Source organism: Steroidobacteraceae bacterium (genome assembly GCA_041395505.1).
Lineage (GTDB): Bacteria > Pseudomonadota > Gammaproteobacteria > Steroidobacterales > Steroidobacteraceae > JAWLAG01.
In genome coordinates this window covers 1,610,867-1,636,727 of record JAWLAG010000001.1, presented here as the reverse complement: position 1 = coordinate 1,636,727, position 25,861 = coordinate 1,610,867, and the positions used below count along the sequence as shown (strand labels likewise).

The following is a 25,861-nucleotide window of genomic DNA, read 5'->3' as shown; positions in this document are numbered from 1 at the left end:
ATTCAGCTCGCCCGTCGCGACGCGGTGTTTTCGACCGCCTCGGCGAGTGCAATCGCGTCCTTTTCCATTTCGATCACGATGCGATCAACCTTGCCGCGCAGGTATCGATAACCAATCAGCGCCGGGATCGCGACCGACAGCCCCGCCGCTGTCGTCAACAGCGCTTCCGCAATACCGCCAGAGAGCATTTGCGGATTGCCCATGCCGCCCTGGGTAATGGCATTGAAGGCCTTGATGATGCCGGTCACCGTACCCAGCAGACCAAGCAGCGGCGCGATGCCGGCAATCGTGCCAAGCGTGTTGAGATAGCGCTCGAGGCTGTGGATGACGTGTCTCCCCGTATCCTCGAGCCGCTCCATCATGACCTCGCGCGCGCGATGACGATTGGCCAGTCCGGCCGCGAGCACCTCGCCCAATGGCGAACTTTTTTGCAGGCGCTCGATCACCTTTTCGTTGATCTGGTCCGCCTCGACCATTTGCCAGACCTTCTTGACGAGGTCACGCGGCATGACACGTCGATCCTGCAGCGTCCAGAGCCGCTCGAGGATGATGGCGGCGGCGATGATGGAGCACAACAGTATCGGCCACATCAATGGCCCGCCAGCTCGAAAAATTTCCCACATTGGTGACGATCCGGAAACTGCGACCGGCGCCATCATACCTAAGGGCAACCTGAGCTAGAACCCACCTCAGGAGCCCACTGGACACCAGGCGTCCGCCAGCACGCTTTCCAGGACACACGATCTCGAGGGTTTTCGGCCCTGGCACAGGAGATAGGCCGTTCACGGGGCCTTGAGCAAGGATCCGCAAGCCGACCAGGCTCACCAGCCTCGCCAGAATCCTCGCCGGCGCTCGCGCTCGCCCTGTGGCTCGGTAAGGCCGGTCGATCCCAGTCGCATGGTGATGGCGCCGCTCTCGCCCGTGGTGAGCACTTTGGCACCGGCGGCACGCCAGCGGGCCGCGCTGGATGCGACGCTACGCACGCGCCTGCCGCTGGCCGACGCACTCAAAATGGCGTAACGCGGATGCAGTCCACGCTCGAAGCCCCCACCCGCTGTATCGGCCGCGCCGGAGCGCGGCACGAGCAATAACATCACGTTGCAGCCGATTTGCCTTGCAATCACCGGCTCATGCTCGACACGTACGGCGCTCGCGAGAAGCAGGCAGTCGCTGCCGCTGCCGAGCAGCAGCACACAGCTATCGCTGCCGTGCAGGAACCGGAACCAGATGCCGTCCCATTGCCATTCACCGGTCTCCGGGCAGCGTAGCGCGGCACGGTTCGCCATTTGCCAGTTGCGCTCGGTGAGGACCTCCCTGATCTCCAGCTGGCCCTGCATTTCACCCGCACCGGCAGCACGATCGGGGCTCAGTCGTGGCACCACGAGGCGATCGACCCGACCCAGATTGGCGCGATGCAGCTGCGGCAACACGACAGTCTCGCTGACACGGCCTGCACTGCGGTAGCGCTCGCCGGTCCCGTACACCAGGGCATGTCGACGCGTACGCACGATGATCGAAACAGAATCGCCGACATCCAGAAAAGTCACAATGGCCTCACCAGCGGCGGGCGACTCCGACCTGGAACCGAGCAGCAACAACACGGCAAGGCAGGCGGCGGCACGCAGCCGCCAGGGAACCGCAAGGATCATGAGGGGCGCCAGGGTCGCGATCACCAGTAGCGCAATCCCATCGAGCCCGGAAGCTCCTGCGATCCGACCATGCAGGGCTGCCCAGTCGAGCACAGGCCAGAAAATGTCATGGACACGCCAGGCCATAGTGAACAGCCAGGTGCTGCATACAGGCGTCACGGCCAACGCCACGGTAGCGACCAGCACGAGCGGAACGAGCAGGAATCCAAAAACCGGGATCGCCAGCAAATTGACCGCCAAGCCGATCACGGGCACGGTCGCGAAGAAATACGAACACAACGGCAGCAGGCCGATGCCTATCCACCACTGCAGCGTGAGGCTCTGTCGCCAATCACCGCGTTCGGACAGCCCCTTCTCTGCAACAAAAAGAATGAGGCCGACGGCGACGAAGGACAGCCAGAAGCCGGCCGCAAGTACCGCGGTCGGATCACATACGAGCAGCAAGACGGCGGCGGCGGCAAGGACGCTTGCAGGTTGTGCTGCACGGCCCGTGAGTCGCGCCAGATAGAAAAGCCCGAGCATCAGCAATGTCCGCAGCGTCGGGATCGACGCGCCAGCCAGCATTGCATAGCAGGTCGCACTGCCGAGTGCCAAGATCATCGCAAAGTTGTCACGCTGCAATCCGGCTCTTGCGAGCCCGAGCGCACGCCACAGGCGCCGTGCCAGAGCGAACATGACGACGGCGAAGATCGTGACGTGCATGCCGGAAATCGCAACCAGATGCGTCGTCGACGTGGCCGCGAAGACCTGCCATTGCTCGGATGACATGTCCTGCGTTGCGCCAACGGCAAGCGCCGCGAGGAGCGCCGCGGCGTCGCGATCGGCAATGGTTGCGGCGACGTGTTCCGCAACCTGCTGGCGCACCCTTGCAATCGGTGAACCCGCGGTCGTGAGTCGCCGGTTGAGCGCCGACGGCACGACTCGCGCGATCGCATGGATACCCTCACGCAACCTTGCCTTCGCGCGGGCAACATCGCCGGGGTTCGCGAAACCGGTCGGCGCTTGCATTGCAAGAACGAACTGCCACTGCTCGCCCAATCGTGGCGGATCTCGCCAGGGCTCGCTCCAGGTAATCCGGGTGCGCCATGTTTTGCCCTTGGCAGCGGCAATGCCAAGAAAACCGACTCCGCGCTCATCGCGTGAGGGTATGGACTCGACTATTACCTCAGCGAGTATGCGCTGCCCATCGTCGGCACGCGGCCAACGCCCGGCGAGGTAGCGAGCGACCTCGCCTTGCATATGAATGAAACCAGCCGCTGCCGCGAGCAGCGGCAAAACCAGCCAATGCAGAAAGTTCCTTCCGCCCATTCGAAGCGCCGCGAGATGGGCGAGCGCGAGCGCCAGGATCGTTGCGACGGAAATCCACCTGGGCACGGCAACCGCCGACGCCAGCTGCAGTTGCAACAACTCGCCGCAAACGAAAAAGACTGCGCAATGTGCGAGCGCGGTCACGAACGCAATGGCGCGCTGGTAGGCGCAACCCCAAGGCCATGGTACCGTGACGCCGGCAAATGGCCCGCAAATGGATCAAAAAGCTTCGTCCGCGCATCGAACGACTGGGCGGGCGCTGGTATTTGCGCCCGGTCTGGCGTTTCGTTGGCGATTCGCGCCTGTGGTCGATGCAGCGTCGCAGCATTACCGGCGCCGTGGCCGCCGGCATCGCCATCTGCTTCGTACCATTGCCGATACACCTGCCACTGGCCGCTCTGGTGGCGATCGTCGCACGATTGAACGTCGCGACGATCTTCGCAACCGTCATGTTGGTCAATCCGTTGACCGTCGTACCTGTCTATTACTTTGCCTATCGCGTTGGAACGTTTCTGGTGGGGCAGCAGGGGCCATTCCACTTTGAACTGTCGTGGTCGTGGCTACAGCATGGCTTGGGGCCAATGTGGCGCGCCTTCCTGACCGGTTGCGCCGTGTGCGCATTGACAGGAGCCGTGCTCAGCTGGTTGATTCTCGAATTGCTTTGGCGATGGCGCACGATCCGACGATATCGCACACGCCGCGTCTCCCAGGTCTGACTAAGCGGGCGAATCGACCAATATTCCATCCTGCAGCTGGACCTGACGGTCCATTCTTGCCGCCAACGCCGTATCGTGTGTGACTACGACCAGACTGGTGGCGAGTTCGCGATTGAGATCCAGCATCATCTGGAAGACCTGCTCGGCGTTGCGGTGATCCAGATTGCCAGTCGGCTCATCCGCAAGCACGATGGCTGGTCCGCCGACGAGCGCTCTCGCCACCGCCGCACGCTGACGCTCGCCACCCGACAGTTGGTGCGGTCGGTGGTCGAGGCGGTTCTCGAGCCCTACACGGCACAGCAGCTCGGTTGCCGCCCGCCTCGCGGCCGCGATCGGTTCGCGCCGCACCAGGAGCGGCATGGCAACATTCTCCAATGCAGAGAATTCCGGCAACAAATGATGGAACTGGTATACGAACCCCATGGTCTGATTGCGAAGCCGTGAACGATCCGCTTCGTTCATGTCGTGTATGTCGCGACCGTCTATCCTGACGGTGCCGGCGTCGGGCTTGTCGAGGCCGCCCAGTATCTGCAGCAGAGTCGTCTTCCCCGAACCCGAGGCTCCGATGATTGCAATGCGCTCGCCACGAGCCACGTTGAAGTCAACCCCGCAAAGCACCTGCAGCACGCTCGATCCTTGACGAAATTCACGGCGCAGGCCCGTCGCCTGCATGACCTGCTCAGTCATGTCGCAACGCCTCTGCGGGTTGGGCACGCGAAGCGGTCCATGCCGGGTAGAGCGTGCCGACGGCGCAAAGCAGCAGCGCGATGGCCGACACCTGCAGGACATCGGGCCATTGCACATACGCGGGAAGATCGCTCATGAAATATACTTTTGGGTCAAGGAAGCGGACTCCGAAGGCTCGTTCCACCGAATGCACCAGCCTCTCCAGGTTGTGTGCAATCGTCGCACCGAGCAAAACTCCGAACAAGGTGCCGAGGACGCCAATCAATACGCCCTGTACGGTGAAAGTCAGAAGAATATTGCGCGGCGCCGCGCCCATGCTGCGCAGAATCGCGACGTCACCCCGCTTCTCTTTGACGATCATTACCAGTGTCGCGATGATATTGAAAGCGGCGACGGCGACGATCAACATCAAAATGAAGAACATGAGCGATTTGGTAAGTTGAATCGAGCGAAAGAAATTTGCATGGTTGCGGGTCCAGTCGCTCACGAAGTACCCGCCGCCAAGCTCAAGAGCGAGCTGACGCACCGTGCCCGGCGCTTGCAATGGATCATCGAGCGTCAGGCGGATGCCTGTAACCGAATCGCCCATATTGTACAGGCGTCGCGCATCGTCGATGTTGACCAGGGCGAGGCCACGGTCGAACTCATACATGCCGGAGCTGAATATCCCACTGACCCGGAAGCGGCGCATTCGCGGCATGATTCCGCCCGGCGTCGCCGTGCCTTGCGGGGTTATCACAACCAGGCTGTCGCCTACCGATGCGTTGAGTTCTTTTGCGAGCGCATCGCCGAGCGCAATCGCGTAATCGCCCGCGACGAGGGAATCGGCCGAGCCAGATTGGAATCTGCCGAGGAGGCCAAGTGTGGCGCGTTCCGCCGCGACATCGATGCCACGAACGGTTGCGCCGAGGACCCGTCCGCCCATCGCCAGCATCGCCTGAGCTTCGACATAGGGTACGGCGGCCTCAACGCCCGTGCTGGCCAATGCCCGGCGGCGGGCCGACTCCCATTGCGGCAAACTGCCCTCGAGTCCCATCAGCGTCGCGTGCGATGTAACCGAGAGAATTCGTTGCCGCAGCTCGCCCTCGAAGCCGTTCATGACCGACAGCACGACGATCAATACGGCAACTCCAAGCATCAGCCCGAGCACCGACATGAGCGCGACGAAGGACACGAATCCCCGCCGATGCGTCGAACGCATATAGCGTGTACCAATCAGCCATTCGTATGCCATGCGCTTACTCGTATCGAAGTGCTTCGGCTGGCGCGATCCGCGCTGCACGCAACGCCGGATAAATGGTTGCCAATGCCGTTATGAACAACGCGGCGACGGTGATCACACCGACTTGCGACCAATGCAGTTCCGACGGCACGCTCGAAATGTAATAGACACTCGCGTCCATCAGATGCCAACCGAATGCACTTTCGAAAAAACCCAGGATCGGCTCCACGTTGAGCGCAGCGAGGACCCCGAGAATGAGTCCAAGGCAAACGCCGAGCCAACCGATCGCAAGCCCCTGAGTCGCGAAAATCGCCATCACGGAAGACGGGCGCGCGCCTTGCGTGCGCAGGATTGCGATGTCGGTGCGCTTGTCGGTTACGACCATGACCAGCATCGCCACGATATTGAAAGCAGCAACCGCCACTGCGAGCAGCAGGATCAGCGTCATCATGGTCTTCTCGATCCGGATTGCCCGGAAGTAATTCGCGTGATCGACGGTCCAGTCGGTTATCGCGAGTCCCGGTCGCAGAGCCGCGGCAATCGCAGCTGCAATCTGCGGCGCCGCCAGCGCATCGGTAAACCGCAAATGCAGGCCTCCTTGCACATTGCCGCCAGGGAGCAGCTGCGCGACGTCTGCCAGCGCCGCCACCATCAATGTCGCGTCGTGATCCTGCAGACCGGCCTCGAAAATTCCGGCGACAGTGAACTCGCGCAGACGCGGCAGCGGCGTTCCATCCGCGGCCACCGCCGGTATGAGCAGCGTGACCTGATCGCCAACGGCAACGGCGAGCTGCTCGGCGACTATGCTGCCCAGGATCAGCCGGTCGGATCCTGGCTGCAAATCCTGCATTCGCCCCTGCACCAGCATGGACGCAAGGCCTGTGACGGAACCGTCAAGATCCGGAGCGATGCCCCGCAGGAGCACGGGCAACATATCAGGCTGGTGGACGGCAAGCACCTGTTGCTCGACAAATGGCGCGACACCCGCTACGCCGGGTAATTCGCGGATTTTCGTCGCGAGCGTCTTCCAGTCGACAGGCAAGGACCCGTCGCGTTCATAAACCCTGGCATGCGCACTCAGGCTGAGGAGTCGTTCCCGCAACTCGCCCTCGAGGCCATTCATTACCGACAGGATGACAATCAACGAAGCGACACCCAGCGCGACGCCCAGCAGCGCGAGCAACGAGATCAGGGATACGAAGAATCGCTGCGTGCCGGAGCGCAGGTAGCGCATTCCGACGAATATGGGCAAGGGATAGAACATCAGGGCCTGGAGGGAGCGGTTACGCCTGCAAAATCCGAACTGGGTCACAGATTGGTCAGGATACCGCCCACCCGGTGCGGCGCCATTGTCCCGGCCGGTGCTATAGTCCAACGGTTCGACCGGGAGATGCAACCATGAATAGGGCTTTGCTGCTGACACTGTCGTTCGCTGCTCTTGCCAGCGCGGCGGCCATGACCCAGGCGGAAACCGTAGCGGTCGGGGATGCGATTCAGCTGCGGGCGAGCTCGGTTGAGACTCCGGCACGCGGCATTACCATGAGCGCCGTCGAATCACGATTTGGTGAGCCCACGAATCGCCACGCCACGGTCGGTCAACCGCCGATAACACGCTGGGACTATCCGAATTTCGCCGTGTTCTTCGAAAACGATCGCGTGATCCACGCCGTCGTTACTGCACCCTAGACCGACACCACCTCTACAAGTCTATTGGATCGCCGGCCTCGAGCCGGTATCCTGCCGCGCCCGTAGGCTATTGCGCGCGGTATTCCGCCTTGTTCTCACCCATACGCCCGAATCGTTCCCGGCGCCATGTCGAGTGGCACGGCTTGCACGGCAGCGCCACGAGCCTTGCGATTGCGCAAGCAGCCGTCGAGGACTCGCGCCTCTACCTCGTCATCGCGCCTACCGTGCAGGCGATGGAGGAAACGGCGGCGGAATTGCGTTTCTTCTGCGGAACCCGGCTCGCGGTTCGCGCATTGCCCGACTGGGAAATACTGCCCTACGACCTGTTTTCGCCACACGCTGATCTCGTGTCGGAACGGTTGGCAACGCTCGCCTGGCTGCTCGATCGACCGCGCGGCATCCTGCTGGTTGCGGCGGAGACGCTGCTCCTGCGGCTGCCACCCCGGAACTACCTCTCGGCATTGAGTTTTCAGGTTCGCACCGGCGATACGCTGGACACCGACGCCATGCGAACCCGCCTGGTCGCGGCCGGGTACCTGGCGGTCGGCCAGGTTCGCGATCCGGGCGAATTCGCGATGCGCGGGTCCTTGCTCGATCTGTACCCGATGGGCAGTACCGAACCGCTGCGCATCGACCTGCTCGATCGACAGATCGACGCGATTCGCCAATTCGACCCGGATACGCAACGCTCGCTCGAAAAGATCGACACGGTGAAATTGCTTCCTGGTCGCGAATTTCCGCTCGATGAAATCGCGATTCGGGATTTCCGTCAGCGATATCGAAGACGTTTCGAGGGCGATCCGTCTCGCTCGGCGATCTATCGCGGCGTTGGCAACGGCATCGCGCCGCCGGGAATCGAGTTCTATCTACCGCTATTCTTCGAGACTCCCGCATCGCTGTTCGACCATTTGCCCGATGACGCCGTAGTGGTCACCGCAACAGAGGCGCTCGAGCACTGCGCCAGCGCGTGGCGCGACCTGCAGGAACGCTACGAGGAACGACGTCACGACATCGAACGCCCGATCCTTGCTCCGCACGAGATCGCGCTCGAGCCGCAACAGATCGAGCAACATCTGGCCGAACGGCCACAGGTAACGATGGCGCGCTTCAAGCACGCCATCGACGCGATCGAGGCGGTACCAAGCCAGGATTTCCATACTCGCGCTCCGATTGCGCTGACCGGGCTCGCTCGGCCGCAGGAACCCCTCGCCAACCTGGTCGCCGCGCTTCGGGACGCCGGGCAGCGCACGCTCCTGGTCGCCGAATCACCCGGTCGGCGCGAGCTGTTGCTGCAGATGCTTGCACCGTACGAGCTGCATCCGCCGCAAATGCAGAGCTGGCAGGAATTCACGGCGAGTCCCGCGCGCAACGCCATCATGGTCGCCGAGCAGGTGCGCGGCCTCGCGATTGCAGAGCCTGCGCTGCGTATCGTTACCGAGCAGGAGATATTCGGCGCGCGAGCGCGCCAGCAACGCCGTCGTCGACGCAGCGAAATCGACCCGGCCGCGATCCTGCGCGACCTGCAGAGCCTGATCGAGGGCGCGCCGGTGGTACACCAGGAATACGGCGTCGGCCGTTATCGCGGACTGAAAGTCATGACAGCCGGCGGCGAGGACGGGGAATTCCTGGTTCTCGAATATCGCGACGGTGACCTGTTGTACGTACCGGTGCATTCGCTGCAGTTTGTGTCCCGCTACACCGGCTCCGAGCCCGATCACGCGCCATTGCACAAGCTCGGCAGCGGCGATTGGCAGCGAGCGCGACGCCGTGCCGCGGAACAGATCCGGGATGTCGCGGCCGAGCTTCTCGATCTGCACGCGAGGCGACAACTCAAACAGAGCAGATCACTCGCCGTCGGCGACCTCGAGTACAACCGGTTCGCGGACGGCTTCCCATTCGAAGAAACACCAGACCAGGCCGCGGCCATCGCGGCCGTGCGTGTAGACCTGGCCGCGTCGAAACCGATGGACCGCGTCATATGCGGGGATGTCGGCTTCGGCAAGACAGAGGTCGCCATGCGCGCCGCCTTCATTGCCTGCCAGGCGGGATGCCAGGTCGCCTTGCTGGTCCCTACCACCCTGCTGGCCGAACAGCATGCCGCCAATTTTCGCGACCGCTTCGCCGACTGGCCGATACGCATCGAGGCATTGTCGCGATTTCGCGGCCGCGGCGATGCGGATCGCGTCATCGCCGGTGTCGCCTCAGGCGCCGTCGATATCGTCATCGCTACCCACAAACTTCTCCACGCCCAGGTTCAATTTCGCAATCTCGGCCTGGTAATCGTTGACGAGGAACACCGATTTGGCGTCCGCGACAAGGAGCGTCTGAAGGCGCTGCGGGCCGAGGTGCACTTCCTGACACTGACCGCCACGCCAATACCGCGCACGCTCAATCTCGCGCTCGGAGGTCTGCGCGACCTGTCGCTGATCACGACGCCACCGGTCGAGCGGCTCGCAATCAAGACGTTCGTGCTCGAATGGCATGATGCGACAATACGCGAAGCGGCATTGCGTGAACTACGGCGCGGCGGGCAGATCTACTTCGTGCACAACGAGGTACGGGACATGGAAAAAGTTGCGATGCGCCTGCGCAACCTCATTCCCGAAGCTGATGTTCGTGTTGGTCATGGCCAGATGCGGGAGCGCGACCTCGAGCAACTCATGATCGATTTCTACCATCGCCGGTTCAATCTCCTGTTGGCGACCACGATCATCGAAAGCGGCATCGATGTCCCGACTGCAAATACGATCATGATCGATCGCGCCGATCGCTTTGGCCTCGCGCAACTGCACCAACTGCGCGGCAGGGTCGGTCGCTCTCATCACCGTGCCTACGCGTACCTCCTGACTCCGCCGATGGCAAGCGTCAGCAGCGATGCGCAGAAGCGGCTCGCGGCACTCGAATCGCTCGAGGAACTGGGCGCAGGTTTCGTGCTGGCAACACATGACCTTGAAATCCGCGGTGCGGGCGAGCTTCTTGGCGAAGCACAGAGTGGCAACGTCAGTGAAATCGGTCTGTCGCTGTATCTCGACCTCCTGGGCGAGGCCGTTGCGGCCGCGCGGGCCGGCCGAACCGCTGAACTCGACCGGCCTCTCGCGGCACCCGCTGAAGTCGAGCTGCACGTGCCCGCACTCCTCCCTGAAGAGTACGTCGGCGACGTCCATGTCCGGCTCGGGCTCTACAAGCGGATTGCTTCGGCTGCGGGCGCGGCGGAACTCGACGAACTCGGCGTGGAGATCGTCGACCGCTTTGGAGCACCCTTGCCGCCGGCAGCGGCCAATCTGTTGCGGGCGGCCGCACTGACGTTGCGCGCGCGCCGCCTGGGCATGCGGCGAATGGAGCTGGGTCCTCAGGGTGGCTACTTGTCGTTTACGGAGCACAGCACGGCAGATCCCGCGGTCCTGGTACGCCTCGCCAGCGACAGCAGCGGACGCTGTCGGTTCGACGGACCGCTCAAACTGCGCATCAATGCCGTTCTCGACAGTGGGCAGCAGCGCTTCGCGCTGGCCGATGAGCTGCTCACCGCCCTCTCCGGCGACGATTGACACCGATTTGCATTACAATCACGCCATGGGTTTCCACCGACAATGGCTGCTGGTCTTCGCTGGCTTGTTGGCGACCGCGACCGCGGTGCCACAGTCCGCCAACGGCGGGAATATCTACAACATCGAGTTGATCATATTTCGCGCACCAGGTGCCGGCGTCGTCGGCGGCGCCGGCGCCGATGATGGCGCCTCGGGTGGCTCGGCGATTGGTCGTTTCGTTCGCAGCACTCCGGCGGCCGAGTTGAAGCTGGGCGACATCGCCAACCGCCTGCGCGCAGCGTCCGGATATACGCCGATTGCACACTTTGGCTGGTCTCAAACCGCCAGCGACTGGGGAACACGCGCAGGGTTCACCTTGCAGCGCCTCGGCGCCAACGTACCCGGATTGAACGGCAGGATCTCGCTGGAACGCGGCCAGTACCTGCATTTGGGTGTCAAGGTCAGCTACGGCGGGGGCGCAATCGACGAACGGCGTCGTATCCGCTTCTACGAGAAGAACTACTACGACAGCCCATCACTCGGAGTGATCGCAATCGTGACCCCGGCGAGCAGCGGCCGGGATAACGGCCGGTAGACTGCGAGCCGCTCAGCCTGCCCGAAAATCGGCCTTCCCGGCGACCTCGGCGCGATTGCGACCAGCTGACTTGGCACGTCGCAAGGCGCTCTCGGCGGCGCTGATCAGCACGGTGGGTTCCTGGGCTCGCTGCGGTACCAGCACGGCTATCCCGGCGCTCGCCGTCACATAGCGCAGCGGCGAGCGCGGGTGATGAATGCGCTGTTCGAATATCCGGGCCAGAACCGAATTCACATAGCTCGTGCTAGGCTCGGCTCCTGCCCCGGCCAGCATGACGGCCAGCACGCATCCGTCCCAGCGACAGGCGAGATCACTGCCGCGGCGGTACGCCGCCTGCACGAGACGCGCGACACGTCGCAGGCAGGCATCCGCACCGGTACTCGCGAATATTTCGTTATAGCCGGCGAAATAATCCGGATCGATCAGGATCAAGCCGATCGGACGCGACTCCCGCTGACTCGCTGCCCACTCGCGACGCAACACCTCGTCGAAAAAATCCCGCGAAGCAAGCCCCGTCAAGCGATCCTCGCGAATCCACGCCGGCGGCTCCGTACCGGACTGGTCCTGACGCGGCACTCGACCCGCAAGGTCGCGCAAGAATCCCACTACATACTGTGAATCAGAACCGGACTCGGTCAGTGGCTGCAGGCTGAGTTCGCACCAGCTGGCCACCGCTTCCGCGCCGTAGCTTCGCAGCACGAGGCGCGAGGGCTCGCGGCGGCGCACGGCCTGACCAATGCGTTCGATGCTTTCGCGATCCTGGGCGCTCCCGGCGAGACCGCAACTGGAACCTGACGGATCGTCCGCCAACGTCATACCCGTCATCGATGTGAAGACTGCATTCAGATATCGGGCACGAACCGCATCGTCCGTGGAGAAAATCACGACGCCTTGCGGGGCAGAATCGAGGATTGCGCGCAGCAGTGGTTCTGTAAGTCCGCTCATGCCGGCCTGCCGTCGAGCTCCAGGACTGGCGTTTCGCGATAGGCGGCCAGGATCCGGCTGCCTAGCTGCCAATCGCCATGGTGCCGCAAATCCCCGGGTGCAATCCTGGCACCGCCACGCAGGCGAGCCATGCGCATCTGGCTGGTAGGACTCGCGGCCAGCACATGTGCGTCCAGTATTTCGAGGACTGCCTCGCGATCGTTGCAAACCGGCAGCACGTCGCAGCCTGCCCCAAGCGCAAGGGCGGCGCGCTGCGCCGCATTGCCGAACTGCGCGGTCGCCCGCATTGACAGGTCATCCGCGAATACGGTGCCAGCGAAAGACAGTTCACCGCGCAACTCGCCCTTGATCCAGCGTCCCGACAGGCTCGCAGGCATTTCATCGACATCCGGATAGACAACGTGCGCCACCATGACGGCTGCGAGGCCGTTGGCGATCATTCGCCGGTATGGCAGCAGGTCGTCCCGGATGTCAGCCAATGCTCGACGATCGACTGGTAGCGTCAGATGCGAGTCGGCGCGCACCGCGCCATGGCCAGGAAAATGCTTGGCGGTCGCGACCATGCCCGCATCGTGCATGCCGTGTGCATAAGCGACGGCCAGGCGCGCGACCGCATTCCTGTCCGAGCCAAATGCGCGATCGCCGATTATCTCGCTGATGCCATAGTCGACATCGACGCAGGGCGTAAATGACAAATCGACTCCGACGCTGCGCATCTCGGCGGCCATCAGCCAGCCGAGTCGGCGCGCATGATCGAGCGCGCGCGCCTGGTTCTTTTGATACTCCTGCCCGAGCCATGCGAGCGGCGGCAACAACGAAAAACCTTCACGAAAGCGTTGCACCCGGCCGCCCTCCTGGTCTACGGTGACAAGGAGCTGTGGCGCGCGCACTGCCTGGATGGCCGCAGTCAGCCGCAGCAGCTGCTCCGGAGATTCGTAGTTTCGGGAGAACAGAATGACCGCCCCGACCATCGGATGCGACAGCACCTCCCGGTCCTCGCTCGTGAGTTCCAGGCCAGCAATATCGACCATGAGCGGCCCCAGCGTCACACCATGGACCTGCCAACAAGCCAGCGATGCGCCAAGGTTACTGTGTCGCCCGCGAACTGGCCAGCAGCGCTAGCGCGACGCCGGTCACAGCGTGAGCAAGGCTAACGCCTCCTGGTGCCCCGTATGCGCAAACATGTCCGCGCTGCCGGCGGCTTCGAGACGATATCCGAACTCATGCACGAGCTGGCCCAGATCCCGGGCCAGACTTGCAGGATGGCAGGATATGTAGACGATGCGCCGGCAGCGCAAGTCTGCCAGCACGGGCAATATCGCCTGGGCACCCGCGCGGGGCGGGTCGAGCAATATGAGATCGATCGATCGATCGCGCAGCAAGTGCGCGAGCGCGGGCCCATCGGTCAAATCGCGGCAGACAAACTGCGCGTTGCCAATGCCGTTAAGCTGGGCGTTTGCGCTCGCTCGCGCCACGAGCTCCGGCGCACCCTCGATACCGAGGACCTGCCGCGCGCGCCTCGCGATCGGCAACGTGAAATTGCCAATGCCACAATACAGGTCGAGCACGGAATCGCCTGCGTTGCAATCGAGCAGCTCGATCGCGGCATCGACCAGGAGCCGATTGCCGAGCGCATTCACCTGCACGAAATCCGTCGGCGCGAACTCGAGGCGCAAATCGTGATTCGGCAGGCAGTAGCTTTGACTGCGTCGCTCGTGGGACAGCGGCACGACGCTTGACGGACCTGCCGGCTGAAGAAAGAGCAACAACGAGTGCGCTTCAGCAAAGGCCTGTAGTCGCTCCAGATCGGCATCGCTCGGCGCATCGAGCGTACGCAGCACCATGGCGACCTCGCCCGAGTCCCCCACGGCAATCTCGACCTGTGGCAGCCGCTCGCGAATGCTGAGCTCGTTCAATACATGACTCAATGGCCGCAACAGCGAACCAACAGGCTCGACCAGGACCGGGCATTGGTCGAGATCGGCAACGTAGGGTTTGAATCGCTCGCGAAAACCTACCACCACACGGTTTTTCTTCGCAACGTAGCGCACACCGAGTCGCGCCCGACGCCGGTAGTGCCGTGTCGGAGCCCGCAACGGCGCAAGAAAACGCTGCGGTGCAACCTGCCCGATACGCGCCAGGCACTGTGCCAATTCGCGCTGCTTCAGCTCGACCTGCCCATCGCTTGACAGGTGTTGCAACGTGCAGCCACCACAGCGGCCAAAATGCGCGCAGATGGGATCTGCACGGTGCACGGATGGCGATTCGACTGCGATCAATTCACCTTCGTCGTGCTGACGACGGCTTCGCCGACGGACAAATTTCACGACCTCGCCAGGAAGCGCACCGGGAACGAATACGGTTTTGCCGTTGCGGATGACGCCTTCGCCATCCCGACCCAGATCGATCACTGTGCCGAGCTCGACCGGGCCGGATCGCGTCGCTGTCAATTCGTCGAATCCCAGGCCGCGAGATACTCCTGCCAATGTGGTCCGTCCGAGGCTTGCAGGAATTGGCGCGCACGTTCTATCTCCTGCCCGTGCTGCGCAGGCGTGAGCCGACCGCGCATGCGTTCGAAATGCAGGTAGACCAGATAGGTATTCAGAACGTCGGTCTCACAGTATTGTCGAATCGCCCGCAAATCGCCCGCCAGATAACGTGGCCAGACATCGGCCCCCGTCATGCCAAGCTTGCCAGGCAATCCCACCAAAGTGGCGATTTCATCAAGCGACGCCCGCGCCCGCGCCTGGTATCCGCTCAGTACATCCATCAGGTCGATATGCCGCCAATGAAATCGTCCGAGGTAGTTGTTGTAGCGAAAAGACTTGTCCTCATCGCCGGTTTCCCAATAGCGGGCTGCCACGACGCCGTTGCGCAATGCACGATAGTGCAGCACCGGCAGGTCGAACCCGCCGCCATTCCACGATACGAGATCGGGACAGTAGCGCTCGAGCCCATCGAAGAATCGCTGCACGAGTTGCGCCTCGGAGGAATCGGTCTCCCCGAGGCTCCAGACCGTGAGATTTTCACCGCGCCGCAAAGCACAGGCGATGGCGACGATGCGGTGCTGCTGCAGCGGCAGGAAATCCTCGCCACGCCTCTGACGCGCCAGTGCCTGCATCGCCTTGGCCACGGCGACGTCATCCAGGTCGCCGAGCCCCAGGAACCTCCGGCCATGCTCGACATCCGGCACGGTTTCGATGTCGAAAGTAAGGACATTCATGGCGCCGACGCTCGCAGCAACACCGCAACGGCAACGATCAATCCGGCCTCATCCGTCAATGTAACGTGGCCCTCGCCTACGCCGAGCTCGCGACGTTTGCGCTCGCCACGCGGCGAATACACAACTTCCGGTTTGCCGAGCTTGTTCTGCACGACACCGATATCGCGGATCCACACGCCGTTCGCAAATCCGGTGCCCATTGCCTTTACAATGGCTTCCTTGGCGGCAAAGCGCATGGCGAGGAAGCGATTTGGCCGTTTCGTTCTTCGAAACTGCTCGAGCTCGTTCGGCATGAGCAAGCGCTGCACGAAGCGCTGCGGATAGCGCTCGAGCAGCAGGTCGACACGACGGGCCTCCAGCACATCGATGCCAATGCCGAAGATCATGGGCGCGCTGCACGCAGCAGATCGAGCATCTGTCGCACCGCTGTCTCGAACCCGCAGATCATCGCCTGCGCCACGATAGCGTGGCCGATGTTGAGTTCCTCGATGTGCCGGATCGCGGCGACCGGCTTGACATTGAAGTAATCGAGCCCGTGGCCGGCATGCACTGCAAGTCCGAGCTGTACTGCAATCCGGGCCGCTTCGACCAGACGCTGCAACTCGTGCGCGGCCGCCGCAACACCGGCATTGGCGTAACTTCCGGTATGAAGCTCCACTGCAACTGCACCGCAGCGCGCCGCCGCCTCGACCTGTTGTTGCACCGGATCGATGAACAGCGCCACGCGCGTGCCAAGGGCAGCGAGTTGCTGGCAAGCCGCCCTGACCTCGGTCTCGCCGGCGAGTACATCCAGCCCACCCTCCGTAGTCAACTCGGCGCGCTTCTCGGGAACGAGACAGCACTCCGGCGGGCCCAATTGCTCCGCGAAGCGCAGCATCTGCGGCGTCACGGCCATCTCGAGGTTCAGCCTGCCGCCAGCGATTTCATGCAACCTGAGAACGTCGTCGTCCTGGATATGCCGCCGGTCCTCGCGCAAGTGTGCGGTTATGACCGGCGCGCCGGCACGCACGGCCACGATCGCCGCCGCCACCGGATCGGGCAGCGACGCACGTCTAGCCTGCCGCAGGGTAGCCACGTGATCTACATTGACACCCAGAATCGGCGCGCTCATCGCCCGTCTGTCCTCTCGATTGCATGCAATTCGCGTGCGACCTGGCGCGTCGCAAGGGGACGGCCTTCGAGAGCATCGTCTATTGCCGCGCGGAGGATCGCTCGCGCGCCGGTCAATTGGCCAGGCCTGGTCACATCCTCCCGCGCCAGTGCGAGGAGGCAATCGCCGCGCACCGAATGCCCGGCGGCATCACCTGCCGCCACGATTCCCTGCCGCGACAGATACCGATAGTGGGTATCGGGTTCGATCGTGCCGCCCGAGGCTTCGCGCACGAGATCGAGCCCAAGGCCAATGGCATCGAGCAGTCGCTTCTCGAAAATCCTCAGGCCCGCCTGGACTTCCTTGGCGCCGTGCAGCCAGTCGAGCAATTCTGCATACGCGTCGAATAGCACCGGCGCCGGGTCGTCACGGGTGAGCAACTTGAGCAATAGCTCGTTCGCATAAAATGCGGGCATCAACGAAGTTTGCGCGAGTACCGCTGTGCATGGCCGACCAACCTCGGCACCGGTCAGCTGCGCCGCATCGCCACGTCCGCTGAATGAGAATAACAGCAACTGGAATGGCTGCAGCACCGACCCCAGGGCCGACTTGCCGCCGCGCACGGCACGGGCGAACAGCGTCAGCCGGCCGAACTCGCGAGTGAATACTTCGATAATGCGACTGCTGTCCCGATACGGCCGCTGGTGAAGCAGATAACCCGGTGTCAGTTGCACCCGTCTGATCGAACGATTCATTCGATTTCCAGTTTACGCAGTGCCTGGATGTCATCCGCCCAGCCCGGCCGTATCTTAACCCACAAGGTGAGGTGAACGCGTTGGCCATAGAGCTCGTTCAGCTCGAGGCGCGCGTTGCGACCGATCCGCTTCAACCTCTCACCACCCTGGCCTATCACGATCGGCTTGTGCCCGGGCCGATCGACCCAGATGACGGCATCCACGTGAAGTTGCTCCTCGACCGGCTGGACGCCCTCGATCTGCACAGCGATGCCAAAGGGAAGCTCCTGGCGCAATTCCAGGGACAATTTCTCGCGAATGACCTCGGCTGCGCGAAATTCGATGCTTCGATCCGTCCGCTGACCTTGCGGAAAGAGTCGCGAGGATTGCGGCAGATGGCGCTCGATGACCTGGACGAGAGCGTCGAGGTTATCCGCTTTTGAGGCGCTCACAGGCACGATGGCTGCAAATTCATGGCGGCGCGAGAGTTCGTCGATGTATGGCAGCAGGCTGTCGCGGCTTCGCAGCCGGTCGATCTTGTTGATGACGGCGATGACCGGCCGCGCATCCCTGGCAATGCGTGAGAGCACGAGGTCATCCTCAGCCTGCCACTTGCCTGCCTCGACGACCATCGCGATCATGTCGGCGTCGGCCGAAGCGCCGGAGGCAGTTCGATTCATCGCCTTGTTGAGCGCTCTTCTCTCGCCGCGATGCACGCCCGGTGTATCGACGAGAATGATCTGCCCACCCGGGCGCTCGATGATGGCCGAGATCCTGTGCCTGGTCGTCTGTGCATGCGGCGTGACAATACTCAGTTTGCTGCCAGCGAGCGCATTCAAAAGCGTTGACTTGCCGACATTTGGCCTGCCCAGCAACGCCACGAAACCCGCCCTGAAAGCCGGATTTTCGAGTTCGGCGGCCTCGCTCATTGTTGTTCCAGAAGGGAATCGAGAACCTGCTGAGCGGCCTCCTGCTCGGCCTTGCGCCGGCTCGAGCCCGAACCGTGCCCGGCGTCCGTCAAACCCCGCACTGCACAGCAGACATGAAATACCTGTTCATGCGGTTCGCCATGGGTTGCCTGCAAGCGATACTCCGGCAGCGGCATGCCGCGCGATTGCAGGTACTCCTGCAGTCGCGTCTTGGCATCCTTCAGTGCATCGGGATCGGGCAGCACATCGAGCCGCTCGCGCAGCAGCCGCAGCGTTACGCATCGAGCCACATCGATGCCGCGATCGAGGTAGACAGCGCCGATCAATGCCTCTAGGGCATCCGCGAGTATCGACTCGCGCCGATGTCCGCCGTTCGCTGCCTCGCCGGATCCAAGGCGCAATTGTTCTCCAATGCCGATCGCGGCGGCCACCGGCGCGAGTTCCGCGCCACTGACCAGACGGGCGCGCATCCGGCTCAGATCACCCTCGTCGAGATGTGGATGCATTGCGAACAGCTCTTCGGCCACCAGAAAACTGAGCACGGCGTCACCGAGGTATTCCAGGCGCTCGTTGTTATCGGCGGACGCGCTGCGATGAGTGAGCGCCTGCTCGTAGATTGCGACGTCCCGCGGCGTGATGTTCAGCTGCGATTGCAGCCAGGACAACGGCCAGTCAGCCGCGATCACTCGACACGAACTTCCTTGTCGAATGTAACAAGAATCGACAGGTTATAGAAAAGCGGCGCGATATCCTCGTAGCGCAGCGCCATCTTCCAGGTGCTGCCCTCGCGACGAATACCGATGTCCTTGACGGTCGGAAACACCACGCTGTCGATGTCGAGTCGCTTCTCGAGGGAGTTCTGAATGGAGGCCGCGGAAATGCCCTCGTCCCCCTTGAACTCCTTTGCGGTCTGTTCCATGGCCCGAACCACCGAGAAATAGTTCGAGTAGATTGGCGTCAACCGAATGGCCGCATAAACCAGGAGCCCTACGGGCACCAACAGGAAAAGCCAGCCGATAAACGTGACACCACTCTGCTTTCGACGCATTGCCATTGCCTCCCCTGGCTATTTTGCGCGCTATTCGATCGCTTTGCCAATCCGGCCCCAATTGGGCCCACCGCTGCGCTGCAGGTCCAGATTGAACCAGATGCGCGTCGCTTTGCCGACCAGCAGCTCCTCGCTGACAAAGCCGAAGACCCGTCCGTCCGAACTGTTATCGCGATTGTCGCCGATCATAAGGTATTTGCCTTCCGGAACACGGATGTCGAAGGCGTCGTTCAGGTCCCTTTGCATTTCCATGTCGACCGGCTGACAGAAGTAGTTGCGCCCGCGCACTGCCTCCGGACTGCGATTGCAGCTTGGCATGACGGCGACGCCAATGTCACCAGGCGTGTTGCAGAACATGACCTGGTGCTGGTGCTCGCCCAGGGTCTCCTCGGCGAGTTGCATATTGCGGTAGCAACCATCGTCATAGCTACCTACGACCTTGAATGGTACGGGCTGGTCGTTGACATAAATTCGATCCGCACGAATCGTTACGCGGTCGCCTGGCAGGCCGACCAGTCGCTTGATGTAGTTGATGGCCGGGTCCGGTGGATAGCGGAAGACGACGACATCGCCGCGCTGCGGTTCGCCCACGGCGAGAAATTTCCGGTTGAGCACCGGGAGGCGCAGACCATAGGCAAACTTGTTGACGACGATGAAGTCGCCGTCAAGCAAAGTCGGCATCATCGAATCGGAAGGAATCCGATACGGTTCGAACAGGAATGAGCGCACCAGCAGTACGAGCAGCGCAACCGGAAAAAAGCTGCGCGCATAGTCGATGGTCATGGGCTCGGGAATCCCGCCTCCGGCCGCACGTGCAGCGAGGCCAGCGCGCAAGCGCCGCAACAGCAGCACATCGATCGCCCACAATGCACCTGATATGACCGTGATGAGGACCAGGACCAGGCTGAAATCGAGACGCTCGGCGCGTAGCAGGCGCAGGACCGCAGCGATTACCAGGAACGGCAACAGGAAATACATCGTGCGCAGTGGTTGCGGGTCGGTCGAGTCCGGCCCGCGCTCGGCGCGCCGTCGCGGCCGGATGAACAGGTCGTCCACGGCGCAGATCACACCGAAAACCACAGCGGCCACGGTCAGCCAATCGAGTATCTCAGCGAACATTGATCAAACTCCGTCGTTGCCGATGCCGTCGCCGGTCATTTCTTGCCCACCTTGAGCACCGCGAGAAACGCTTCCTGCGGTATTTCAACCTGTCCGAGCTGCTTCATGCGCTTCTTGCCCTCTTTCTGCTTCTCGAGCAACTTGCGCTTGCGGGTAATGTCGCCACCATAGCACTTGGCCAGCACGTTCTTGCGCAGTGCCTTGACCGTCGCCCTGGCAATCACGTTGGTGCCAATCGCCGCCTGCACCGCAACCTCGAACATCTGCCGCGGAATCAGCTCCTGCATCTTGTCGACCAGGTCACGGCCCCGCTGATAGGCATTCTCCCGGTGCACGATGATCGACAGCGCGTCAACCTTGTCGCCGTTGATGAGGATGTCGAGCTTCACGAGCGGAGCGGCCTGGAAACGCGCGAATTCATAGTCGAAGGAAGCATACCCGCGGCTCACTGACTTCAGCCTGTCGAAGAAATCGAGCACCACCTCGGCGAGCGGCAGTTCATACTGCAACGACACCTGATTGGCCAGATATTGCATCTTCTTCTGGGCGCCACGCTTTTCGCTGCAAAGCTGCAACACTCCACCCACGTAGTCGGGCGGCACCAGGATGTTCGCGGTGATGATGGGTTCACGCAGCTCAGCCAGCTGGTTGGTGCCTGGCAGGCGAGCCGGGTTGTCGACGAAGACCGTGGTGCCATCGGTCAGCTGGGCTTCATAGATGACGGTGGGCGCACTGGTAACGAGATCGAGGTGGTACTCACGCTCCAGCCTCTCCTGCACGATGTCCATGTGCAGCAGGCCAAGAAACCCGCAGCGAAATCCAAATCCGAGCGCACCCGAGACTTCGGGCTCGTAGTGCAGCGCCGAGTCGTTGAGTCGCAGTTTTGCAAGTGCATCGCGAAACGACTCATAGTCCTCGGAATTGACCGGAAACAGGCCCGCGAAGACGCGCGGCTGGATCTGTTTGAACCCTGGCAGCGGCTGGCTTGCCGGGCGACGGTCCGATGTTATGGTATCGCCAACTGGCGCACCGTCGATATCCTTGATGCCGGCGATCAGAAATCCAACCTCACCCGCGCCGAGCGCATCGCAGGCGACGGATTTGGGCGTGAACTTGCCAAGTTTGTCGATTGCGTAGGCGCGACCCGTCGACATGACGCGGATGCGATCGCCGGTGCTTACGCTGCCGTTTACGACCCGAACCAGCGACACGACACCGACATAGTTGTCGAACCATGAATCCACGATGAGCGCCTGGAGCTCCCCCTGCGGCTCACCCCGGGGTGCGGGAATGCGCGCAACTATGGTCTCCAGCAATTCATCCACGCCTGCGCCGGTCTTGGCACTCACGAGGTTCGCATCTGCAGCGGCGATGCCTATGATTTCCTCGATTTCGCGTTTCACGCGCTCGGGATCGGCCGACGGCAAATCGATCTTGTTGATCACCGGCACGACTTCGAGCCCCTGCTCGATCGCCGTGTAGCAATTGGCGACGCTCTGCGCCTCGACACCCTGGGAGGCATCGACCACCAGCAATGCGCCGTCACAGGCTGCCAGCGATCGCGATACTTCGTAGGAGAAATCCACGTGACCGGGTGTGTCGATGATGTTGAACTGGTAATTCTGGCCGTCGCGCGCGCGGTAGTGCAGCGACACGGCCTGCGCCTTGATCGTGATACCCCGCTCACGTTCGAGCGCCATGGAATCGAGGACCTGGTCCTGCATTTCCCTGTCCGCAAGACCGCCACACAGCTGTATGAGCCGATCGGCAAGCGTGGACTTGCCGTGATCGACATGGGCGATGATTGAAAAGTTGCGAATGTGCTGCATCGGAAACGTGCCGGGCGCGGCGCTCGCGTGGCGACGCGGCGCAATGCGCAGCTCGCGGCTGCGAGCCCGCAGCTGGTCCTATACGTCAGCTTGCCATTATAGCCGCTCTCGACGACGAGCAGGCGCACCCAGCAACCGGTCGAGTTCGGCCGGGTCGAAGCGGCCCCAGCAGACGAGTTCCCCATCCAGGAGCAATACCGGGATCTTGAGGCCATAACGCCGCACCAGGGTGGCGTCCGAGTCGACCGGGAGCCGGCGCAGGGGCGGCGCTGTCGTAGCGGGCAGGTGAGCCGCGAACTCGGCCAGGAATTCTTCGCACAAATCGCAATCGGGCCTCGTGAGCAGGACCAGGCCCGCAAGATCGCTCATGCCGAAGTCAAGGATAAGTCTGGCTCAGCGCTTGCGCCGACCGAAATCCGGAGCGCCCGATTTGACGGACGTCGCAATGTACCGCACGGTTTCGATCGGAGCCTCACCGACGGCCGTGTAGCGCTGGCCACCGGAGACTGTCGAAAAGACCGACACCGAACCCACGGCGGTTTCGCGTTCCTCGCTTTCACCGGCACGCGCCGGAGCGCCTTGCTGTTCGACAAACACCGAGATCGACGCGAGGCCGTCTGTGAAAACGACCTGGTCCACCTGCTTCTCCGATCCTGGCATGACCTGCGATGTACGCGCCGCGACACGGAACCCCGGCGGCAATTTGACGCCGCCCCAGGACGCGGCGCTGGTGGCTGCCTGCACCTGGCGCGAGCCGCGGCGCAGCCAGTTGAAATCGGCCGCAGCTACCTGCGGACGGAATTGCTCATCAGCGATGCGCTCCGGCAGGGTCAGGTTCGCGAACACGATCTGTTCGATCACTGCGCCACTGGCATCGCAAAGCTGGGTCCGCAACGGCAGATTCGACGACTCGTCGATCCACAGCCGGTAGCCATAGCGGAATCGGTCCTTGGGCCGCACACTGATGAGCTGCGTATCGCGACCCAGCAGACGCGCCCGACCCACGGCGCGGATGTCGTAAACATTGGCGGTCGTATCATCGAACCGTGGCAGGTTTCCGAGCAAGGGTCGCGCGTCCGCAGGCTGCTCCTCGACCACGACGGTGCGGCTGTCAGGCATGTAGCAAGCCATCTCGTTGCCGCGCCGGATGAATTCGCGTCCGGAACCATCGAGCGACACCAGTCGCTCATCGACTGTGCCATCCTGCACCCGGTGGATGATGCGCAAGGTCTCGACGCTGCCGCCGCGCACGTGCATGAACACACCGTCGTAGTTGCTGTCTGTAAGCGCGCGGCTCATCCGGGCAAGCCATTGCGAGGGCGTCGCGCTGCTATCGTCGGCCCATGCGAAGCCGCTGCTGCCGGCACAGAGCAACAGACCAAGCGCGATACCCGCCCTAGCGCGCATCGGTCACCTCCGCCTTTGCCACTGGCTCACGAGGCTTGGCCTTGGCCGCATCGTCGCGATCAGCCGGGGAGCCCTCGTCATCGACCGCCGGCGGGCTACCGGTTACGAACGCCGAGAGGAGATTGCGCCGAATGAGCGGATTGGAGAACTCACTGTGGGCAACGACGTAATTGGCAAGCTCGGTCGCCGGCAGGCCCGGCGCACTGGACCCGGGTGTCGGTGTACTGTAGCTGAGCGGCTCGCCGGAACCCGCTGACGACACGGTGGGCAAAACCTGCGCCGCGGCAGCGCTGCCGTCCGCCAACACCGTGGCCGTGGCCGCGGATGGGCCAGTCTGCAATACGCGCAGCCCGAGCACCGTGACAGTTGCGACGCCTGCCGCCACGGCGAGACCAAGGGCTCCATGAACCAGCCGCCTCGGCACTCGAACTCGCGTGGCAGCGCCGGCCTGCCCTTCCTTTTGCACGGCCGCCTGCACGCGCCGCGCCAGCTGCTCGCTGCCGATGACGCCCTGGCTGACGGACGAGGCAACGAAGTCGCCGCGGATGCACGAGCCGATCAGCGCATAGCGCGACCACTTGGTGCGAAGGGCTTCATCCCTCGTCAAGCGGCGTGCGAGTAGTTCGCACTCTTCGGCCGGCAACTCGCCGTCGAACATGGCCGACAATTGTTGTGTAACCTGGACATGGCCGGAACCGTTGCCCTTCGATGCGCCTTGCTCGCTCATCCTATGCCCTCTGCCCGTCCCAAACCGGCATCAAATACTTCCCGCAACTTGCTGTCGATCGCTTCGCGCGCCCTGAATATGCGCGAGCGCACCGTGCCCACAGGACAATCCATGGTGGTTGCAATCTCCTCGTAGCTGAGCCCTTCCAGTTCACGCAATACGATCGCAGTGCGCAAATCCTCGGGCAGCGCAGCCATGGCGGCATCGACGGTGCGGCGAATCTCGTCGGTCAAGGCCAACGCCTCGGGCGTGGCCGTCTCGCGTAATCGCGACTGCATGTCGTAGCTTGCCTCGCTGTCGTTCATGTCGAGCGTAAATTCGATCGGACTGCGTTCGCGTGAGGCGACGGAGTTCTTCGCAGTATTGATTGCGATCCGGTAGAGCCAGGTGTAGAACGCGCTGTCGCCACGAAACTGAGGCAGGGCTCGATAGGCTTTGATGAATGCTTCCTGGGCAATGTCTTCCGCCTCAGCTGCGTTCGCCGCGTACCGCATGACCAACTTCACGACTCGGTGCTGGTACTTGCGCACCAGCAGATCGAAGGCACCCTTGTCACCGCGCTGAACGCGCCGAATCAGACTCATATCGCTCGGATCAGCGCTCAAGACTGCCCCCTGCTGCATGAGCCGCACAGCCGCCAGTATCGACTGCCGGCCAATAGACATGCCGGCACTGCAAAAGTTCGCATCGAAACCGTGGATTGGCGCCGAGTTTCGCTTACTGGCATCCACCCATGGTACCGCTCCTGTCCGCAAGGCGGTACCGCGACCAAATACCCAGCCGCTGCAATGCAACGAATCGGCAAAACGCGGTCGGATCGGCGGCTGCGCGATGGCCGAGCAGCCAACGCCTCCGCCTGCGGTGATCGCCGACATCGCGCAGCAGGAGCGCATAGTACGGACCCAGGCGCCAGCTGGCCGTGCCCAGCTGCGCCGGCCGTCGGCAACGACCCTCGACTAACCATAAGCGGCCGTCGAGGTCGAATTCCACCTGGCCCCGGAGGACGTCGCGTCGGCGCCACTGCCAGGCAATGAGCAGCAGCGCGAATGTGCTGCAGAGCGTTTGCAGCCAGCCCGGCACCGCCGAGCGTTGCAGGCAGAGCAATACCAGGGTGGCAAGCGAGCCATGGATGGCCCGCCACGCCGGCAGGGGAATCTCGACGTCAAGGAGCCATCGCGGCGATACGCGCGGCGAGTGCATTGAGCTCGCGGTCCGGACCCTGTTCACCTCGCAACAATAGTGCGGCGAGCTCGGGGTCCGGCAAGCTGAGTAATTGCGCGAAGACTCGCAATTCGTCAGCCGATAGTCTGGCAAGCTCGCGGTCGGCAAACCGTCGCAGCATGATGTCGAGTTCCTGCATGCCGCGGCGGCATCGCCAATGCAACTGCCGCAGCCTTGCGCTCACCAGCGGCGCACTGGCCGT

27 protein-coding genes are annotated in these 25,861 nt (G+C 62.7%); 4 read left to right on the top strand and 23 right to left on the bottom strand.

Going from position 1 to position 25,861, the window contains the following annotated elements:
• Positions 1–2 precede the first annotated feature (2 nt).
• Together R3E77_07440 and R3E77_07435 are read right to left on the bottom strand one after the other, a co-directional pair.
• The gene (locus tag R3E77_07440; GenBank protein MEZ5499248.1) at positions 3–590 is read right to left on the bottom strand and encodes a MotA/TolQ/ExbB proton channel family protein; all 588 of its coding nucleotides are present in this window, start codon (positions 588–590) and stop codon (positions 3–5) included.
• Between the two features lie 231 nt (positions 591–821).
• A complete protein-coding gene (locus tag R3E77_07435; protein ID MEZ5499247.1) occupies positions 822–3,101 on the bottom strand; it encodes a DNA internalization-related competence protein ComEC/Rec2 in 2,280 nt (759 codons plus the stop codon).
• A gap of 59 nt (positions 3,102–3,160) precedes the next feature.
• Between R3E77_07435 and R3E77_07430 the strand changes: the two genes are divergently transcribed.
• Complete coding sequence (locus R3E77_07430) at positions 3,161–3,673, top strand: DUF2062 domain-containing protein (GenBank protein ID MEZ5499246.1); 513 nt, start codon at positions 3,161–3,163, stop codon at positions 3,671–3,673.
• Here the strand turns inward: R3E77_07430 and lolD are convergent, their stop codons facing one another.
• From lolD to R3E77_07415, 3 genes are read right to left on the bottom strand one after another with little or no spacing between them, the layout of a single operon-like run.
• A complete protein-coding gene (lolD, locus tag R3E77_07425; protein MEZ5499245.1) occupies positions 3,674–4,360 on the bottom strand; it encodes a lipoprotein-releasing ABC transporter ATP-binding protein LolD in 687 nt (228 codons plus the stop codon). It lies immediately after the preceding gene.
• A complete protein-coding gene (locus R3E77_07420) occupies positions 4,353–5,594 on the bottom strand; it encodes a lipoprotein-releasing ABC transporter permease subunit (protein ID MEZ5499244.1) in 1,242 nt (413 codons plus the stop codon). The genes lolD and R3E77_07420 overlap by 8 nt, the downstream gene beginning before the upstream one ends.
• Before the next feature lie 4 nt (positions 5,595–5,598).
• Positions 5,599–6,846, bottom strand: a complete 1,248-nt coding sequence (locus tag R3E77_07415) for a lipoprotein-releasing ABC transporter permease subunit (protein MEZ5499243.1) — start codon at positions 6,844–6,846, stop codon at positions 5,599–5,601.
• 134 nt (positions 6,847–6,980) lie between these two features.
• On the opposite strand from R3E77_07415, the gene R3E77_07410 reads away from it, so the two are divergent.
• From R3E77_07410 to R3E77_07400, 3 genes are all read left to right on the top strand, one after another.
• Positions 6,981–7,268, top strand: a complete 288-nt coding sequence (locus tag R3E77_07410; GenBank protein MEZ5499242.1) for a hypothetical protein — start codon at positions 6,981–6,983, stop codon at positions 7,266–7,268.
• An 89-nt stretch (positions 7,269–7,357) separates the two neighbouring features.
• A complete protein-coding gene (gene mfd / locus R3E77_07405) occupies positions 7,358–10,813 on the top strand; it encodes a transcription-repair coupling factor (GenBank protein MEZ5499241.1) in 3,456 nt (1,151 codons plus the stop codon).
• Between the two features lie 25 nt (positions 10,814–10,838).
• On the top strand, positions 10,839–11,387 hold the full coding sequence (locus tag R3E77_07400) for a hypothetical protein (protein MEZ5499240.1): 549 nt from the start codon (positions 10,839–10,841) through the stop codon (positions 11,385–11,387).
• 12 nt (positions 11,388–11,399) lie between these two features.
• On the opposite strand, the gene R3E77_07395 is transcribed toward R3E77_07400, so the two are convergent.
• The 18 genes from R3E77_07395 to R3E77_07310 form a co-directional block, all read right to left on the bottom strand.
• The gene (locus tag R3E77_07395; protein ID MEZ5499239.1) at positions 11,400–12,332 is read right to left on the bottom strand and encodes a diguanylate cyclase; all 933 of its coding nucleotides are present in this window, start codon (positions 12,330–12,332) and stop codon (positions 11,400–11,402) included.
• A complete protein-coding gene (nagZ, locus tag R3E77_07390; GenBank protein MEZ5499238.1) occupies positions 12,329–13,363 on the bottom strand; it encodes a beta-N-acetylhexosaminidase in 1,035 nt (344 codons plus the stop codon). Before nagZ ends, R3E77_07395 begins: the two co-directional genes overlap by 4 nt.
• 102 nt (positions 13,364–13,465) lie before the next feature.
• Positions 13,466–14,782 (bottom strand): 23S rRNA (uracil(1939)-C(5))-methyltransferase RlmD, encoded by a 1,317-nt coding sequence (gene rlmD, locus R3E77_07385; GenBank protein ID MEZ5499237.1) that lies wholly within the window; start codon positions 14,780–14,782, stop codon positions 13,466–13,468.
• Positions 14,779–15,555 (bottom strand): 3'-5' exonuclease, encoded by a 777-nt coding sequence (locus R3E77_07380; GenBank protein ID MEZ5499236.1) that lies wholly within the window; start codon positions 15,553–15,555, stop codon positions 14,779–14,781. Before R3E77_07380 ends, rlmD begins: the two co-directional genes overlap by 4 nt.
• Entirely contained in the window at positions 15,552–15,941 is a 390-nt protein-coding gene (gene acpS / locus R3E77_07375; GenBank protein MEZ5499235.1) for a holo-ACP synthase, read from the bottom strand. The genes R3E77_07380 and acpS overlap by 4 nt, the downstream gene beginning before the upstream one ends.
• Positions 15,938–16,666 carry a pyridoxine 5'-phosphate synthase gene (locus tag R3E77_07370; GenBank protein MEZ5499234.1) on the bottom strand — a complete coding sequence of 243 codons (729 nt, stop codon included), beginning with the start codon at positions 16,664–16,666 and terminating at the stop codon, positions 15,938–15,940. Before R3E77_07370 ends, acpS begins: the two co-directional genes overlap by 4 nt.
• Positions 16,663–17,400 (bottom strand): DNA repair protein RecO, encoded by a 738-nt coding sequence (recO, locus tag R3E77_07365; GenBank protein ID MEZ5499233.1) that lies wholly within the window; start codon positions 17,398–17,400, stop codon positions 16,663–16,665. Before recO ends, R3E77_07370 begins: the two co-directional genes overlap by 4 nt.
• Complete coding sequence (era, locus tag R3E77_07360; GenBank protein MEZ5499232.1) at positions 17,397–18,308, bottom strand: GTPase Era; 912 nt, start codon at positions 18,306–18,308, stop codon at positions 17,397–17,399. The genes recO and era overlap by 4 nt, the downstream gene beginning before the upstream one ends.
• Positions 18,305–18,994: a ribonuclease III gene (gene rnc / locus R3E77_07355; protein MEZ5499231.1), complete on the bottom strand. Its 690-nt coding sequence runs from the start codon at positions 18,992–18,994 to the stop codon at positions 18,305–18,307. Before rnc ends, era begins: the two co-directional genes overlap by 4 nt.
• Positions 18,991–19,356, bottom strand: a complete 366-nt coding sequence (locus R3E77_07350) for a DUF4845 domain-containing protein (GenBank protein ID MEZ5499230.1) — start codon at positions 19,354–19,356, stop codon at positions 18,991–18,993. The genes rnc and R3E77_07350 overlap by 4 nt, the downstream gene beginning before the upstream one ends.
• A 30-nt stretch (positions 19,357–19,386) precedes the next feature.
• Complete coding sequence (lepB, locus tag R3E77_07345; GenBank protein ID MEZ5499229.1) at positions 19,387–20,475, bottom strand: signal peptidase I; 1,089 nt, start codon at positions 20,473–20,475, stop codon at positions 19,387–19,389.
• A gap of 35 nt (positions 20,476–20,510) precedes the next feature.
• Complete coding sequence (gene lepA, locus R3E77_07340; GenBank protein MEZ5499228.1) at positions 20,511–22,304, bottom strand: translation elongation factor 4; 1,794 nt, start codon at positions 22,302–22,304, stop codon at positions 20,511–20,513.
• Positions 22,305–22,400: 96 nt separating this feature from the next.
• On the bottom strand, positions 22,401–22,673 hold the full coding sequence (locus R3E77_07335) for a glutaredoxin family protein (GenBank protein MEZ5499227.1): 273 nt from the start codon (positions 22,671–22,673) through the stop codon (positions 22,401–22,403).
• Positions 22,674–22,697: 24 nt separating this feature from the next.
• Positions 22,698–23,711 (bottom strand): MucB/RseB C-terminal domain-containing protein, encoded by a 1,014-nt coding sequence (locus tag R3E77_07330; GenBank protein MEZ5499226.1) that lies wholly within the window; start codon positions 23,709–23,711, stop codon positions 22,698–22,700.
• On the bottom strand, positions 23,701–24,438 hold the full coding sequence (locus tag R3E77_07325) for a sigma-E factor negative regulatory protein (protein MEZ5499225.1): 738 nt from the start codon (positions 24,436–24,438) through the stop codon (positions 23,701–23,703). The genes R3E77_07330 and R3E77_07325 overlap by 11 nt, the downstream gene beginning before the upstream one ends.
• Positions 24,435–25,022 (bottom strand): RNA polymerase sigma factor RpoE, encoded by a 588-nt coding sequence (gene rpoE / locus R3E77_07320; protein ID MEZ5499224.1) that lies wholly within the window; start codon positions 25,020–25,022, stop codon positions 24,435–24,437. The genes R3E77_07325 and rpoE overlap by 4 nt, the downstream gene beginning before the upstream one ends.
• Positions 25,023–25,155: 133 nt before the next feature.
• Positions 25,156–25,638 carry a hypothetical protein gene (locus R3E77_07315; GenBank protein MEZ5499223.1) on the bottom strand — a complete coding sequence of 161 codons (483 nt, stop codon included), beginning with the start codon at positions 25,636–25,638 and terminating at the stop codon, positions 25,156–25,158.
• Entirely contained in the window at positions 25,601–25,843 is a 243-nt protein-coding gene (locus tag R3E77_07310; GenBank protein MEZ5499222.1) for a succinate dehydrogenase assembly factor 2, read from the bottom strand. The genes R3E77_07315 and R3E77_07310 overlap by 38 nt, the downstream gene beginning before the upstream one ends.
• Positions 25,844–25,861: the final 18 nt, after the last annotated feature.